The sequence below is a fragment of the Thioalkalivibrio sp. ALE21 genome (genome assembly GCF_003208255.1).
Lineage (GTDB): Bacteria > Pseudomonadota > Gammaproteobacteria > Ectothiorhodospirales > Ectothiorhodospiraceae > Thioalkalivibrio > Thioalkalivibrio halophilus.
In genome coordinates, this window is record NZ_QKMA01000031.1 from 1 (window position 1) to 12,323 (window position 12,323).

13 protein-coding genes and 1 pseudogene are annotated in these 12,323 nt (G+C 66.9%); 8 read left to right on the top strand and 6 right to left on the bottom strand.

Annotated elements, in window-relative coordinates:
• A partial coding sequence (locus D893_RS13850; RefSeq protein WP_210434113.1) for a hypothetical protein occupies positions 1–297 on the bottom strand: 297 nt, incomplete at its 3' end.
• A gap of 135 nt (positions 298–432) precedes the next feature.
• On the opposite strand from D893_RS13850, the gene D893_RS13175 reads away from it, so the two are divergent.
• Together D893_RS13175 and D893_RS13180 are read left to right on the top strand one after the other, a co-directional pair.
• Complete coding sequence (locus D893_RS13175; RefSeq protein WP_110620038.1) at positions 433–2,544, top strand: molybdopterin-dependent oxidoreductase; 2,112 nt, start codon at positions 433–435, stop codon at positions 2,542–2,544.
• Between the two features lie 2 nt (positions 2,545–2,546).
• Complete coding sequence (locus D893_RS13180; RefSeq protein ID WP_110620039.1) at positions 2,547–3,392, top strand: hypothetical protein; 846 nt, start codon at positions 2,547–2,549, stop codon at positions 3,390–3,392.
• A 303-nt stretch (positions 3,393–3,695) separates the two neighbouring features.
• Here D893_RS13180 and D893_RS13190 read toward each other — a convergent pair whose 3' ends face one another.
• Positions 3,696–4,118, bottom strand: coding sequence for a type II toxin-antitoxin system VapC family toxin (locus D893_RS13190; protein WP_077244961.1), 423 nt, complete (start codon positions 4,116–4,118; stop codon positions 3,696–3,698).
• Positions 4,118–4,360, bottom strand: a complete 243-nt coding sequence (locus D893_RS13195) for a type II toxin-antitoxin system prevent-host-death family antitoxin (RefSeq protein ID WP_110620040.1) — start codon at positions 4,358–4,360, stop codon at positions 4,118–4,120. Before D893_RS13195 ends, D893_RS13190 begins: the two co-directional genes overlap by 1 nt.
• Positions 4,361–4,812: 452 nt before the next feature.
• Between D893_RS13195 and D893_RS13200 the strand changes: the two genes are divergently transcribed.
• The 3 genes from D893_RS13200 to D893_RS13210 are packed head-to-tail and all read left to right on the top strand — an operon-like array spanning position 4,813 to position 6,274.
• Entirely contained in the window at positions 4,813–5,757 is a 945-nt protein-coding gene (locus D893_RS13200) for a LysR substrate-binding domain-containing protein (protein WP_018947923.1), read from the top strand.
• Between the two features lie 54 nt (positions 5,758–5,811).
• Positions 5,812–6,051: a DUF4160 domain-containing protein gene (locus tag D893_RS13205; RefSeq protein WP_018947922.1), complete on the top strand. Its 240-nt coding sequence runs from the start codon at positions 5,812–5,814 to the stop codon at positions 6,049–6,051.
• Positions 6,011–6,274 carry a DUF2442 domain-containing protein gene (locus D893_RS13210; RefSeq protein WP_081617446.1) on the top strand — a complete coding sequence of 88 codons (264 nt, stop codon included), beginning with the start codon at positions 6,011–6,013 and terminating at the stop codon, positions 6,272–6,274. The genes D893_RS13205 and D893_RS13210 overlap by 41 nt, the downstream gene beginning before the upstream one ends.
• Before the next feature lie 11 nt (positions 6,275–6,285).
• Here the strand turns inward: D893_RS13210 and D893_RS13215 are convergent, their stop codons facing one another.
• On the bottom strand, positions 6,286–6,912 hold the full coding sequence (locus D893_RS13215) for a hypothetical protein (RefSeq protein WP_210434114.1): 627 nt from the start codon (positions 6,910–6,912) through the stop codon (positions 6,286–6,288).
• A 381-nt stretch (positions 6,913–7,293) separates the two neighbouring features.
• On the opposite strand from D893_RS13215, the gene corA reads away from it, so the two are divergent.
• Entirely contained in the window at positions 7,294–8,370 is a 1,077-nt protein-coding gene (gene corA, locus D893_RS13220) for a magnesium/cobalt transporter CorA (RefSeq protein WP_110620042.1), read from the top strand.
• Positions 8,371–8,611: 241 nt separating this feature from the next.
• On the opposite strand, the gene D893_RS13225 is transcribed toward corA, so the two are convergent.
• Entirely contained in the window at positions 8,612–11,020 is a 2,409-nt protein-coding gene (locus D893_RS13225; protein ID WP_110620043.1) for a DNA/RNA helicase domain-containing protein, read from the bottom strand.
• A gap of 17 nt (positions 11,021–11,037) precedes the next feature.
• Positions 11,038–11,406, bottom strand: coding sequence for a nucleotide pyrophosphohydrolase (locus tag D893_RS13230; protein WP_110620044.1), 369 nt, complete (start codon positions 11,404–11,406; stop codon positions 11,038–11,040).
• 191 nt (positions 11,407–11,597) lie between these two features.
• Here D893_RS13230 and D893_RS13235 point away from each other — a divergent pair.
• A pseudogene (locus tag D893_RS13235) lies at positions 11,598–12,119 on the top strand (hypothetical protein); the annotation flags it as partial.
• On the top strand, positions 12,094–12,323 hold a 230-nt coding region (locus D893_RS13240), incomplete at its 3' end, for a transposase (protein WP_146220561.1). The pseudogene D893_RS13235 and the gene D893_RS13240, both read left to right, overlap by 26 nt.

The window sequence follows — 12,323 nt, forward strand, 5'->3', positions numbered from 1 at the left end:
CCCGAACCCGAACCCGAACCCGAACCCGAACCCGAACCGGAGCCTGAGCCTGAGCCTGAGCCTGAGCCTGAGCCTGAGCCTGAGCCTGAGCCCGAACCGGAGTCCGAGGCAGAACCCGGCTCGGACGAAGAACCGGCGTTCGACGATCGTTCCGACGAGGCGGAAATCCCGCAGGCCTCGGAAAAGGACGAGGATGACTGGGAATTCGATTTTCCCGATCCCGACGACGAATCCCGGTAACCCGCCCCGTAGGAGGCCGGCCCTCCGGCCGATTCGGCCGGGTGGGTCGTCGGGCATGATCGGCCAGGGGGCTGGCCTCCTGCGGGCGGAAGCAATGCCCCGGGGCGCATGACGTTGTTCGAGGGCGGCGGGCGCCGTGCGCATAATCGGGGTACATCGACCCGAATGCCCGCGCGAGGTAAGCCGAGCCCCATGGCGACCGTGAAAAGCACCTGCTACGAATGCGACGCCAACTGCGCGATCGACGTGACCCTGGACGCCACCGGGGAGCCGGTGAAGATCGACGGTCCCGACTGCCCGCGCTGTTACGTCCAGCTCGATCGCCGTAACCATCCCGAACGCCTGCTGTACCCGCTGCGGCGCACCGGACCGCGCGGCAGCGGCGAGTTCGAGCGCATCTCCTGGGACGAAGCGCTGGACACCATCGCCGAGCGCCTGCGCGCGACCCGCGAGGAGCACGGTGCCCCGGCGGCGGCCTTCTTCGCCGGCTACACCAAGGAGGCTCGGCCGCAGCTCCAGCGCCTGGCGCATGCCTTCGGCTCGCCCAACTACCTGACCGAGAGCGGTTGCTGCTTCTCCTCCACCAAGGTGGCGGAGGAGGTGACCTTCGGCACCAAGATCAAGACCTCCTCCACCGTGGCCTCGGATGCGACCCGCTGCCTGCTGGTGTGGTCGACCAACCCGCGCGGCTCCATCCCGCTATTCCATCAGCATGCGCTGGCCGCGGCGCGCCCCGGCTGCGCCACCGTGGTGGTCGACCCGCGGGTGACGCCGCTGGCGGAGCAGGCCGAGGTGCATCTGCAGATCCGCCCGGGTACGGACGGGGCGCTGGCGCTGGGCATGCACCACCTGATCTTCGAAAACGGCTGGCAGGACCAGGCCTTCCTCGACGAATGGGGCAGCGGCGTGGAGGCCTTCCGCGAATACGTGGCCGAATTCCCGCCGGAGCGGGTGGCGGCGATCTGCGGCATCGAGGAGGCCGACCTGAAGCGTGCCGCCGAGCTCTACGCGACCCGTAGCCCGGCGCAGATCATGCTCTCGCCCACCGCCACCGTGCAGCACTCCAACGGCTTCCAGAATCACCGTGCGGTGACCCTGCTGGCGGCGGTCACCGGCAATATCGACCGCGAGGGCGGCAACCGCTTCTTCAACGACAAGGTCACGCCGAAGCCGATCGATCTGTTCGACCATTGCAAACAGAACTTGCCGCCGCGCATCGGCGACGAGACCTTCCCGGTGTGGACGGCCCACTGGCCGGCGGCGCAGAGCATGCTGCTGCCGGAGGCGATCCTGGAAGGCCGGCCGCAGCGGGTGCGCGCGCTGCTGGCCATGGGTATCAACACCGCGATGTGGCCGAACTCGAAGCGCATGGAACAGGCACTGGGGGCGCTGGATTTCTTCGCCGTGTCGGACTTCTTCCACAACCCGGCCACGCGCATGGCGGACATCGTGCTGCCGGCCGCCACCAGCCTGGAGCGCCCGGCGCTGATTGCCTATCCCGGCTGCAACTTCCGCGGCGAGCTGCGCTACCGGCATCAGGCGGTGGCCCCGCGCGGCGAGGCACGCGCCGACGCCGAGGTGTTCCTCGAGCTGGGCGTGCGCTTCGGGATGGCGGACCAGTTCTGGAACGGCGACCTGGAGGCCAGCTGGGCCGAGGCCGCCGAAGGCATCCCCGAGACCATCCGCGAGCAGGTGTACAACGACCCGGACGGGGTGACCGTGTTCGCCAAGGCGCTGGACGACCTGGTCGAGCACGGCTTCGAGGAGGGCGATCGCCAGTATCGGCTGCACGGCTTCCGCACGGTCAGCGGCAAGGTGGAATTCGATGCCGCCGAGCTGCGCGAGGCCGGGCACGACGGCCTGCCGCTCTGGCGCGAGCCGGCCGAGAGCCCGGTTTCCACGCCGGAGCTGGCGCGCGACTATCCGCTGGTGCTGACCAGCGGCGCGCGCCACAAGCACGCCACCCACTCGCAGCACCAGTACCTGGAACGCATGCGCCGGGCAATGCCGGAGCCGCTGGTGGAGCTGAACCCGACCGACGCCGCGGCGCGCGGGATCGCCGATGGCGACACGGTGGAGGTGCGCTCGCCGCGCGGGCGGGTCGCCTTCGTGGCGAAGGTCACCGACCGCATCAAGCCCGGCGTGGCGCACTGCCAGCACGGCTGGAACCACGCCAACATCAACGAGCTGACCGACGACCGCAACCTCGACCCGATCAGCGGCTTCCCCGCGTTCAAGTCGCTGCTGTGCGAGGTGGAGCGCCTGCGCGCCGGGCACGAAGAACGCCTGCCGGAGGCGGGCTGACCTTGCCGTTCGTTGGCGTCCTCCCCGAGCGCCGGCACATCTTCCGGCCCGAGCCGCGGCGCGAGGTGGCGGTGTCGGACGCGGCCGCCTGGCGCCTGAACCCCGGGCATCGACACGTCTACGACAAGCTGCGCCTGGCCCTGGATGCGGGCCTGACCGCCGCGCCCTGCGGGGTCGCGCCCACGGACCTGGGGCTGGACGCGGCGGACACTGTGTTCGTGAAGCCGGTCATCAACCTCGCCGGCATGGGGCTGGATGCCCGCGCTCTGCCCGCCGGCGAGGTGCCGGCCGAGCCCGGCAGTTTCTGGTGCCAGCGCCTGGAGGGCGCCCACACCAGCACCGACTGCCTGGTGGAGAACGGTGAGGTGCGCTGGTTCGCCCACACCCGCGGCTCGGACGAAAAGGACGCCGCGCGCCCGATCTACTGGGAGGTGGGCGCCGCCGTGCCCGAAGTGGAGCCGTGGATCGCCGACTGGGTGCGGCGCAGCCTGGCCGGCTACAGCGGCATCTGCAACATCGAGCTGATCGGCGGCCGGCCGATCGAGGCCCATCTGCGCGGCTCCAACGGCTTCTTCGATTTCTACGGCCCGCAGTTTATCCCCGCCTGGGTGGCGCTGGCGGACGGCGAACCGTTTGCTCCGCCCCCGCCGATCCCCGGCGGCTACATCCTCTCCATCTTCGGCGAGGTCGAGCTGACCGACGACGATTTCCGCGCCGCCGAAGATACCGGCGTCGACCTCCAGCCCGATCCTTCGACCCCGGGGCGCGCCGCCATCCTGCGCACCCGCGACCGCGATGCCGGCTTCGCCATCTACCGCCGCCTTACCGGCCGGCCCGCCCCCGAATAGAGACGCCGGATCGCGCAGAGGGCTGCGCTCCTACGAGACCTCCCCCGGCCGTAGGAGGCCAGCCCTCTGGCCGATCGGGCCAGCCCCGGCGCCGGATCGCGCAGAGGGCTGCGCTCCTACGAGACCTCCCCCGGCTGTAGGAGGCCAGCCCTCTGGCCGATCGGGCCAGCCCCGGCGCCGGATCGCGCAGAGGGCTGCGCTCCTACGGGGCACACGGGGCACACGGGGCAGCGGTGCCGGGGGAAAAGCGCGCACAAAAAAGCCGCATCGACACCTGGCTGGATTACGCAAGAGGGTGCGTCTTCAGAGCAACCGGGCGTTGACGCCGAGAGGCTCGGCGGCGGCCACCAGAACCTTGTCGAGGGAGCAGAGTTCGAGGCCATGGTTGTATGCGATGGCGAGATGCAGGGCATCACCTGCGCGTAGCCCGGAGTCGTGTTGGTCGGCGAAATGTGCCGCGATGGCGTAGTCGGTCGCCGCGACGGACAGGTTGCTCAGCGAGGCTTCGCGCAGGCCGGCAAAGGCCGCGAGCACCGTTGCCCGCTCCCCGGTCGTCAGGATCTGTCTGCGAACCTTCATGGACAGGGCCGCCGAGAACTCGGTCACTGTCCAGTCACTGATATGCAGCGTTTCGACCGGCTGTGCCGCGAGCCAGGTCTGCATGTCGCCCGTGCGCGGCTCGCGGGTCAGTGCGGCCACTAGCAGGCTCGTATCCAGATAGCGCATCAATAGCGCGCGTCGTCGCGCAGGGAGCGTACAAGGTCCTGTTCCGAGCAGCTGCTCTGGGCGTCGGTCAACGCGCGCAAGGCACCGGCATCGATCGGTTGCCTGGCCGGGGTTGCACGGCTCAGTCTCACCACGGCCTTGCCCCGCCTGGTGATGATGATGTTTTCGCCCGAGGCCGCGCGCTCGGCCAGCTCGCTGAGGCGAGCCTTGGCGTCGGCGAGGTTGATGGTGGAATCCGACATTTCGTGCTTCCTGACTATGTTGATGGTCACATTATAGGACAGCCACCAACATGCAGGAGCCTGCTTGCAGGCAAACGAGCCCCCGGGCCGGGATCTCTCGCCGTAGCCGGATCGCGCAGAGGGCTGCGCTCCTACGGGGCACACGGGGCAGCGGTGCCGGGGAAAAGCGCGCACAAAAAAGCCGCATCGACACCCAGCCAAGAAAAAGCGTCGATGCGGCGGGGGACTCCCTTCCCGCGGCGTGTCGGGACACCACCCCGACGTGCCGGTCCAACGGAGATGTCACGCAGATACAGCAGCATGTCAGCAGCGTGGCAGGCTCTTCCGCCCCGGCGCCCCGATGAAGGCACCACAGCGGGTGAGCACGGGGATTAGTTTCTACCCTGTCCACGCATGAGTAAAACAAGTTTTTGTCACGTAGTATGTGAGTCAGGTTCATGAAGGAGGGTGGCATGCTGGAGATCCGGCATTTGCGGGCACTGCACGAGATCGTGCGCCTGGGCAGCGTGACGGCGGCGGCCGAGTCGCTGTGCGTCACCCAGTCGGCGCTGTCGCACCAGCTGCGGCAGCTGGAAGAGCGCATGGACGTGGTGCTGTTCGAACGGCGCAGTACGCCGGTGCGCCTGTCACCGGCCGGAACGCGCCTGCTGCAGGCGGCCGAGCGCGTGCTGCCGGAGGTGGCCGCGGCCGAGCGCGACATCGCCCGCATCCGCGACGGCCGCGGCGGGCGGCTGTACCTCGCGCTGGAGTGCCACAGCTGCTTCCAGTGGCTGATGCCCTCGCTGGCGGCCTTCCGCGAACACTGGCCCGAGGTGGAGCTGGACCTGAGCCTGAGCCATGGTTTCGATGCCCTGAATGCCCTGCGCGAACGCGAGGTCGACGCGGCGGTGTCGCCGGATCCGGTGGAAGACCCGGAGCTGATCGCGCTGGACCTGCTGGAGTACGAGAACCTGCTGATCGTGCCGCGCGGGCATCGTCTGGAGGGGGCCAGCTACGTGGAGCCGGCGGATCTCGAGGGCGAGACCCTGATCACCTACCCGGTGGAGGAGGAGCGCCTGGATATCTGCCGGCACTTCCTGCACCCGACGGGCATCTCGCTACCCCGACGGACCACCGAGGTGACGGCCATGCTGCTGCAGCTGGTCGCCAGCGGGCGGGGTGTCGCCTCGCTCCCCGAATGGGCCCTGCCGGAACTGGAGGCGCAGATGCAGGGCGCGGGAAACGGCGCGCGGGGTTCCGGGCGTTCCGCCATCGCGCGTCTGCGCATGGGCCCCGACGGCCTGTGGAGCACCCTGCGCCTGGCCATCCGCCGCGAGGACGAGGGCCTCGCCTTCATGCAGGACTTCGTCGGCATCGCCCGCGACGAACTCCACCAGGCCTCCGTGCGCCGCGGCTGAAAGGGACGTGTCTCGACTATACTGCTACCCTCGAAGTTAGGTCTGATACCAACGATGAGTCCAACCGTATTCAGAGAGAAGGGGTATCGATTCTTTTTCTTCTCGCGAGAAGAAACGCGCAAGCACGTCCATGTGGTTTCGGCGGAGGGCGAAGCAAAATTCTGGCTGGAACCGGAACTACAGCTGGCGCAGTCATGGCGATACAACCGGGCGCAGCTGAAAGAGATCGAGTGGCTGATCGAGGAGCACCATCATGAGCTTGTCAGCGCATGGCAACGCTATTTCGGAAGTTGAGGTCACGAACATTTCGGGGCATGGTCTCTGGCTGCTCGTGCGAGGCCAGGAACTGTTCATGCCCTACGACGAATTCCCCTGGTTCCGTGACCAGCCGGTCAGGGCCATCGTGAATGTGGAAGAACCATCCCCGGGACATTTCTACTGGCCCGATATTGATGTCGACCTGACGCAGGAGATCATTGAGCACCCGGAGCGGTTTCCGAACAGGGCGACCGGCTGATCGGCGCGGGGTCAGCAGCCGCCACCGCCACCACCTCCGCCGGCCCCTCCGGCGCCGCCGCTCGAGCCGCGGGTGCTTTCTTCCAGCCACATGGCCATATGGCAGGCGATGGCGATGGCCCCGACCGGGCGCGGATGGATGACCTCGACGAACCAGCCGCCGGTCAGGCCGGTTTCCTGCTTGGGCCGGAAGGTGGCGACCATGTCGCGGTTGTCGCGCAGGGTATAGCTGAACAGCCCGCGCCAGTCGGTGCGTTCGCCGTTGACCTGGTAGTGATCGTCGCGATAGCTGAACAGCCCGCTGAGCGTCTTGCGGTCGGTGCTGGTCTCCTCGATCTGCGTGACCGTGCCCGCGCCGGCGCGCCAGACCTCCTGGCGCTGCGGCATCCCGAAGAAGCCGACATTGCGCTGAATCTGCTGGAAGAACCCCGCGTCCGGCGGGTCGGCCAGGCGCATGCGCGTGGTGGCGAAATGCAGCTCCGGCTTGCCGAACCACGCCGCAAATCCGCCCGAAGGGCGGCGCAGCCGGGCGATCGGCGTGCCGGCCTGGCGCAGTTCCGCGATGCTGCTGGTCTTTTCGCCGAAAAACGGCAAGCGCTTGAGCGGGGAGATCTTCACGAACTCCAGCTGGCCTTCCACCGGGCTTTCCTCTCCCGGCGGCGGGGACCCGGGGCCCGAGGGGGCTTCGGCAACCCCGGAAGCCGCGTTCGGTGAGGGTTCGTCCGGTTGCCACCGGGCCGCCGGCCCGTAACCACGCCTGGCCATGCTGATCTCCTTCCTGGATTGCGGAGGGCTGTGCATTCAGCCCGAGTATAGGCACGGCAGCTCTCGCCGTGCCCCGCATGAATGCATGGGGTGCAATGCCCGGTCCTGTTGCCCGGCGCCGATGCCGAAGAGGCCTGCGAGATCGCTGAACGACTGCGCCGGGCCCTGGCCGCGAATGGGTTCGCGTGCGAGCACGCTCCCACGGGCGGGGGCGCGCACGGGCTATACTCGAGGCCCATTTCTGCGGGAGGCGTCATGAGCCGGCTGTTCGAAAAAACCTATCCCGAGCCCGGCGCGGCACCCGGCCACGGGGCCCATGCACGCGAAGACGTGGGCGAGGGCGCCCGGGCTTGTGCATGGCATTACGGCCATGAGCGGCTGACGGAGCTCGATGCCGACCGGATCCTGTCCGGAGGTGCGGGTGACACCGGCGAGGGTTTCATGTGGCTGCACCTGCAGGGTATGCCGGGGCCCGAGCAGCTCCGTGCCCTGGGCAATGCCTTCGGTCTGCATCCGCTGGTGCTGGAAGACATTCGTCACCAGGGCCAGCGCCCCAAGGTCGATTTCTTCGACAACGCGCTGATGGTCATCCTGAGCCACCCCCGCCACGAACAGGGCCGCATCGAACTCGACCAGTTCAGCCTGTTCGTGGCCCCCGGCCTGATCATCAGCATCCACGGTGGCGAGCAGGATCCCTTCGAGCCCGTGCGCGATCGCATGCGCAGCGTCAACCGCAACTTCAACCGCCTGGGTGCCGCGTACCTGGCCTACGCGCTGATGGACGCCGTGGTGGACCAGGGCTTCCCGGTGCTGGAAGAGATCAGCGAGTGGCTGGAACGCCTCGAAGACGCGGTACTCGAGCGGCCCGACGCCAGCACCCTGGCCGAGATCCACCGGCTGCGCCGGGAACTCCTGGTGCTGCGTCGCCAGCTCTGGCCTGCCCGCGACGTGGTGGCGCGGCTGATGCGCGACGACCTGGAACCGTTTACCGTCGAGCTGTTTCCGTACCTGCGCGACGTGCACGACCACGCCATCCAGATCGTGGATCTGCTGGAGTCCTACCGCGAGATGGCGGCCACCCTGATCGAGGCCTACATGTCCGCGATCAACCAGCGCTCCAACGACGTGATGCGCGTGCTCACCATCATCGCCACCATCTTCATCCCGCTCACGTTCGTGGTGGGGATCTACGGCATGAACTTCGACCACCCCGACAGCCCGTGGTCGATGCCCGAACTCTACACCTATTACGGCTACCCCGTGGTCTGGCTCGTCATGCTCGGCGTGGTTGCCGGCATGCTCTATTTCTTCCGCCGCCGTGGCTGGTTGTAACGCCCGGCACGAATCGGCCGGAGGGCCGGCCTACCGACTACCCCCGCCCGTAGGAGGCCAGCCCCCTGGCCGACCGGGGCCCGGACGACCCACCCGGCCGAATCGGCCGGAGGGCCGCCCACCCCGCTCAGGAGGCCAGCCCTCTGGCCGACCGGGGCCCGGACGACCCACCCGGCCGAATCGGCCGGAGGGCCGCCCACCCCGCGTGGGAGGCCAGCCCTCTGGCCGACCGGGCGCTCCGTCAATGTTCCAGTTGGGCGACGTACTCGCCGACCACGACCAGCTCGGACGCGCTGTCTTCTTCCAGGATGATGGACTCGTAGCCGGGAAGGCTGGATTCCGGTTTCAGGATGATTCGCTGGTGGCGCCACTCAGTGTCCGGGTCCGCCGTCTTCTCGCTGTGATAGCGCTTGATGGTGAAGCTGGCGCCGGTGTCCGGGTCATTGATGTCGCGGTGCTGCACCAGCACGATCTTGCCTTCGCGCGTTCCGCCGCCCGGCGCCCGGAACAGACACCATGCCCCGTTCGCGATACGGCGGTTCATTGACTCGCCGACCACCTGAGCGATGAACATCCCCGGTTGAGGCGTAATGAAGTCCGGGGGCATGACCCAGTCGAATGCATCCGGGTTCTGGTCCACGGTCTGAAGGTCACTGAAACTGCCCGCCGCCGCCTTGATCGGCACCACCGGCAATGCATTCACGAATGGCTCGACCTCCTCCGGCGCCATCTTCTCGAACGGCAGGACATCCGCCGGTGCGGCCTCTGCCGGGGCAGACTGCGGCTCGGGTGTGTGCTGGCCGATCAGCGCGCGGAAGTAGGCGTGCGTCTCCGCATCCGCCGACCAGATGAGGCATCCCTTCATCCCGCGACTCATCAGTGTGCGATAGGTGTTCTTGATGATCCGGTCGGCCTTGGCTCGGGCCGCATCCGGATCCTCCTTCAGGGCCTTCTTGTAGCCCTTGATGGAGGCGTCATTCTTCGAACGCGCTTCGGGCACCGTGATCACTTTGCCGTCCCGCACGATAAGGTCGGGCCCGATGATTACGCCCACATAGTCCAGCTCCAGCCCCTGACTGGTATGGATACAGCCGATCTGGTGGACCGAGTCCGGCTGGATCATCCAGGTGGAACCGTCCTTGTCGAGGTTCCACTGCATGGCGAAGTCGTGTTCGGGAAAGCGGATGTCCATGGCCTGTCCATCCTTCTTGCTCTCCCAGTCCCAGCAGTAGCCCGCCAGCATCCGTGCACGGTTGGCGTGCACGTTCAGCGCGAAGATCCGGTCGCGCATGGCGGTCGGCGAGTCGACTACCTCGACCGAATAATCCAGTTCATCCAGATCCTCGTTCGCCGTCTCGCGAATCTGCAGCGCCTGATCGAGCCAGGCCAGGTAGCCGTCGGACCCGGCACAACGGAACTGCGAGCGCAGCTCGGCGTAGTGCACGGTAGCGCCCGCCGCCTGTGCCCAGCGCTCGATCTCCTCCCGTGACCCGGTGTCCTTCCAGTGAATCCGCTGATCCTCGTCCAGGAAGAACACCGCCGTACGCGCCGCGTTAATGATCTCCTTGGTCTGGTTCTCACCCAGGTTCTGGAAGATCCCCGACTTCTCGTTCAGGCGGTGTGCCTCGTCCACCAGCAGGGTGTCGAAGGTGTCCGCGTCGGTTTGGTGAAATGCACCGGAGCTACGGAACAGGTTGCTGATCCGGCTCTTCTTCATCGTGCCGGTCAACCTGGCCTCGTAGACCGCCCGCGGGGCCGCATTGCGGGTCACATACTGTGCAACCTTTTCCCGGCGAGTCAGTTCCCCGAGCAGGTTCACGGCTACCACGGATTTCCCGGTTCCCGGCCCGCCCTCCACGATCAGCACCTGCTTGCTGTGTCCCTCGGCAATGTCGGAAAGCTCCAGCGCGCTTTCGAAGACCAGCTTCTGGTCGTCGACCATCACGAACTCGGCGTTCCCCTGCAGCAGCGACGCCAGATGGTCCGCGAGCGACTTCGAGGGGCGAATCCGGCCATGCTCGACCCGGTAGAGGATGTCGTTGGTATCCCCCTTGCGCACATGCTGGCCGAGAAAACGAGCGAGCTTTTCGGCATCCGCCTTCAGAAAGGCCGGCGCGCGCTCCAGGTGCTCGTGGTACCGCGCATCGGAAATCGCGCCCGACACGCTGTTGTGGAGATAGGCACAGGGGTGCAGCCCGATGCCGTCGGTCTGCACGGTCTCGTTGTAGTCCTCCAGCAGCGCCGCATACGACCACGCCTGGTAGGAGGGATGCGTCACCTCGCGTTCCTTGCCGCCCACGAAGGTGCGCACGATCGCGTCCTTCTCGGTCGCCTCGACCTGCTCCCACTGCTTCAGTTCGACGATCACCGCCGTATCCCGGCCATCGTCGTTGCGTCCGGTCAGGATGAAGTCCACCCGCTTGGAGGTCTGCGGGATCATGTACTCGATGGCGACACCGGCATCATCCGGGATCCCCGATGCGCTGAGCACGTTCTCCATGTACTGCATCGAGTTGCGCCACGAAGTGATCTCGTTGGGCGAGGGCTTGCCCTTGCCGGCCCCCAGCATCCCGGCCAGGATGCGATCCTCGATCTGGTTGTGCTGGACATGCTCGACGAAACGGCGCTTGTCAGCGGTATAGATCAGCATCGTGACTTGCCTTTTGGCTACAGATCCGTGTACTTGCGCGCACTGCCCCGCGCCTTGTCGACCGGATACTTCTGCTCGTTCACGGTCAGCTTTTCGTTCGCTGCCTGAACCACGTCGATTCCCAGCCCCCGCGCCAGCAACAGCAGATAGATCTGCACGTCCGCGATTTCCGCCTGAACGGCCTCCCGCTCCGCATCCGACAGCTCACGCGACCGTTCCTCCGTCAGCCACTGGAAGTGCTCGATCAATTCTCCCGCCTCGCCCGCAAGCGCCATCGACAGGTTCTTCGGCGAATGAAACTGCTCCCAGTCGCGCTCCCGAACGAACGCCTCCAGGCGGCCCGCCAGATCATCCAGGCCCGTTGAAGTGCGTGACTCCGTACTCATCGATCCCTCGCCTGTTCCGTTCTTGCCTGCTGGCATCGTACCGAACTCCGCCAGCCCCAAATACCGCCAAACCAGCAGCGGTACCCGCCGCAGCATACGCTCAAAATTGCTATGGTTTCCGCCGGGAGACACAAACCACAAACGCAGACAACGGAAGGGCTGCTCCAATGGTGCCTTCAAACCGCGCTTACGATCTCGACCATGCCGTCTCCGGCGCCTACGGCTGGAACGACCTCGCCGACCGCCTCGTCGGCCGCCCCGGTGCCACCACCCCGTTGCCGGACAAGACCGCCGACCAGGCCGAAGCCGAAGAAGAACTCCTCAGCCGCCTCGTCGCACTCAACGCCGAACGCGCCGCCGAAGAAGCCCAGGGCCACATCCGCTGGCTGCGTCCCGACTACCAGGCGCCCGAAGCCACCCAGACCACCGCCACGCTCGAAGCCAAACCCGAGGCCGCCGCCGACACCCAGACCGAACCAACCAAAAAGCCCACCTGGCCCAAATCCATGCCCGACCAGGTCGAAGCCGTCCGCCGCCTCCTCGCCATCGGCCCCCAAACCCCGGACGCCCTGGCCAGCCACTTCAAGCGCAAACCAACGAAGTCGATCACCCAGGTCCTCGCCGCCCTCCAAATCCCCCTATCAGTCAACGTAGTTGTCGCCTCAACGCAACCGACAGGTGACAACCATGAAGCACTACTCCGCGGAGCGTAAGGAAGCCGTCCTGCGCAAGCTGGCACCACCGATGAACCTCACTGTCCCCGAGGTGGCCGAGGCCGAGGGGATCTCCACGGCGACCCTGTACAATTGGCGCAAACAGGCCCGTGAGAGAGGACAGGTTTTGCCATCACGAGGATCGACCCCGGAGGGCTGGAGCAGCGAGGAGAAGTTCCGCGTCGTGCTCGAGACCGCGCCAAT

Bases quoted from the DNA above. Each gene is read 5' to 3' on its own strand.
- D893_RS13175 (WP_110620038.1), top strand. From the start codon at position 433: ATGGCGACCGTGAAAAGCACCTGCTACGAATGCGACGCCAACTGCGCG.
- D893_RS13190 (WP_077244961.1), bottom strand. From the start codon at position 4,118: ATGCGCTATCTGGATACGAGCCTGCTAGTGGCCGCACTGACCCGCGAG.
- D893_RS13195 (WP_110620040.1), bottom strand. From the start codon at position 4,360: ATGTCGGATTCCACCATCAACCTCGCCGACGCCAAGGCTCGCCTCAGC.
- D893_RS13200 (WP_018947923.1), top strand. From the start codon at position 4,813: ATGCTGGAGATCCGGCATTTGCGGGCACTGCACGAGATCGTGCGCCTG.
- D893_RS13205 (WP_018947922.1), top strand. From the start codon at position 5,812: ATGAGTCCAACCGTATTCAGAGAGAAGGGGTATCGATTCTTTTTCTTC.
- D893_RS13210 (WP_081617446.1), top strand. From the start codon at position 6,011: ATGAGCTTGTCAGCGCATGGCAACGCTATTTCGGAAGTTGAGGTCACG.
- corA (WP_110620042.1), top strand. From the start codon at position 7,294: ATGAGCCGGCTGTTCGAAAAAACCTATCCCGAGCCCGGCGCGGCACCC.
- D893_RS13225 (WP_110620043.1), bottom strand. From the start codon at position 11,020: ATGCTGATCTATACCGCTGACAAGCGCCGTTTCGTCGAGCATGTCCAG.
- D893_RS13230 (WP_110620044.1), bottom strand. From the start codon at position 11,406: ATGAGTACGGAGTCACGCACTTCAACGGGCCTGGATGATCTGGCGGGC.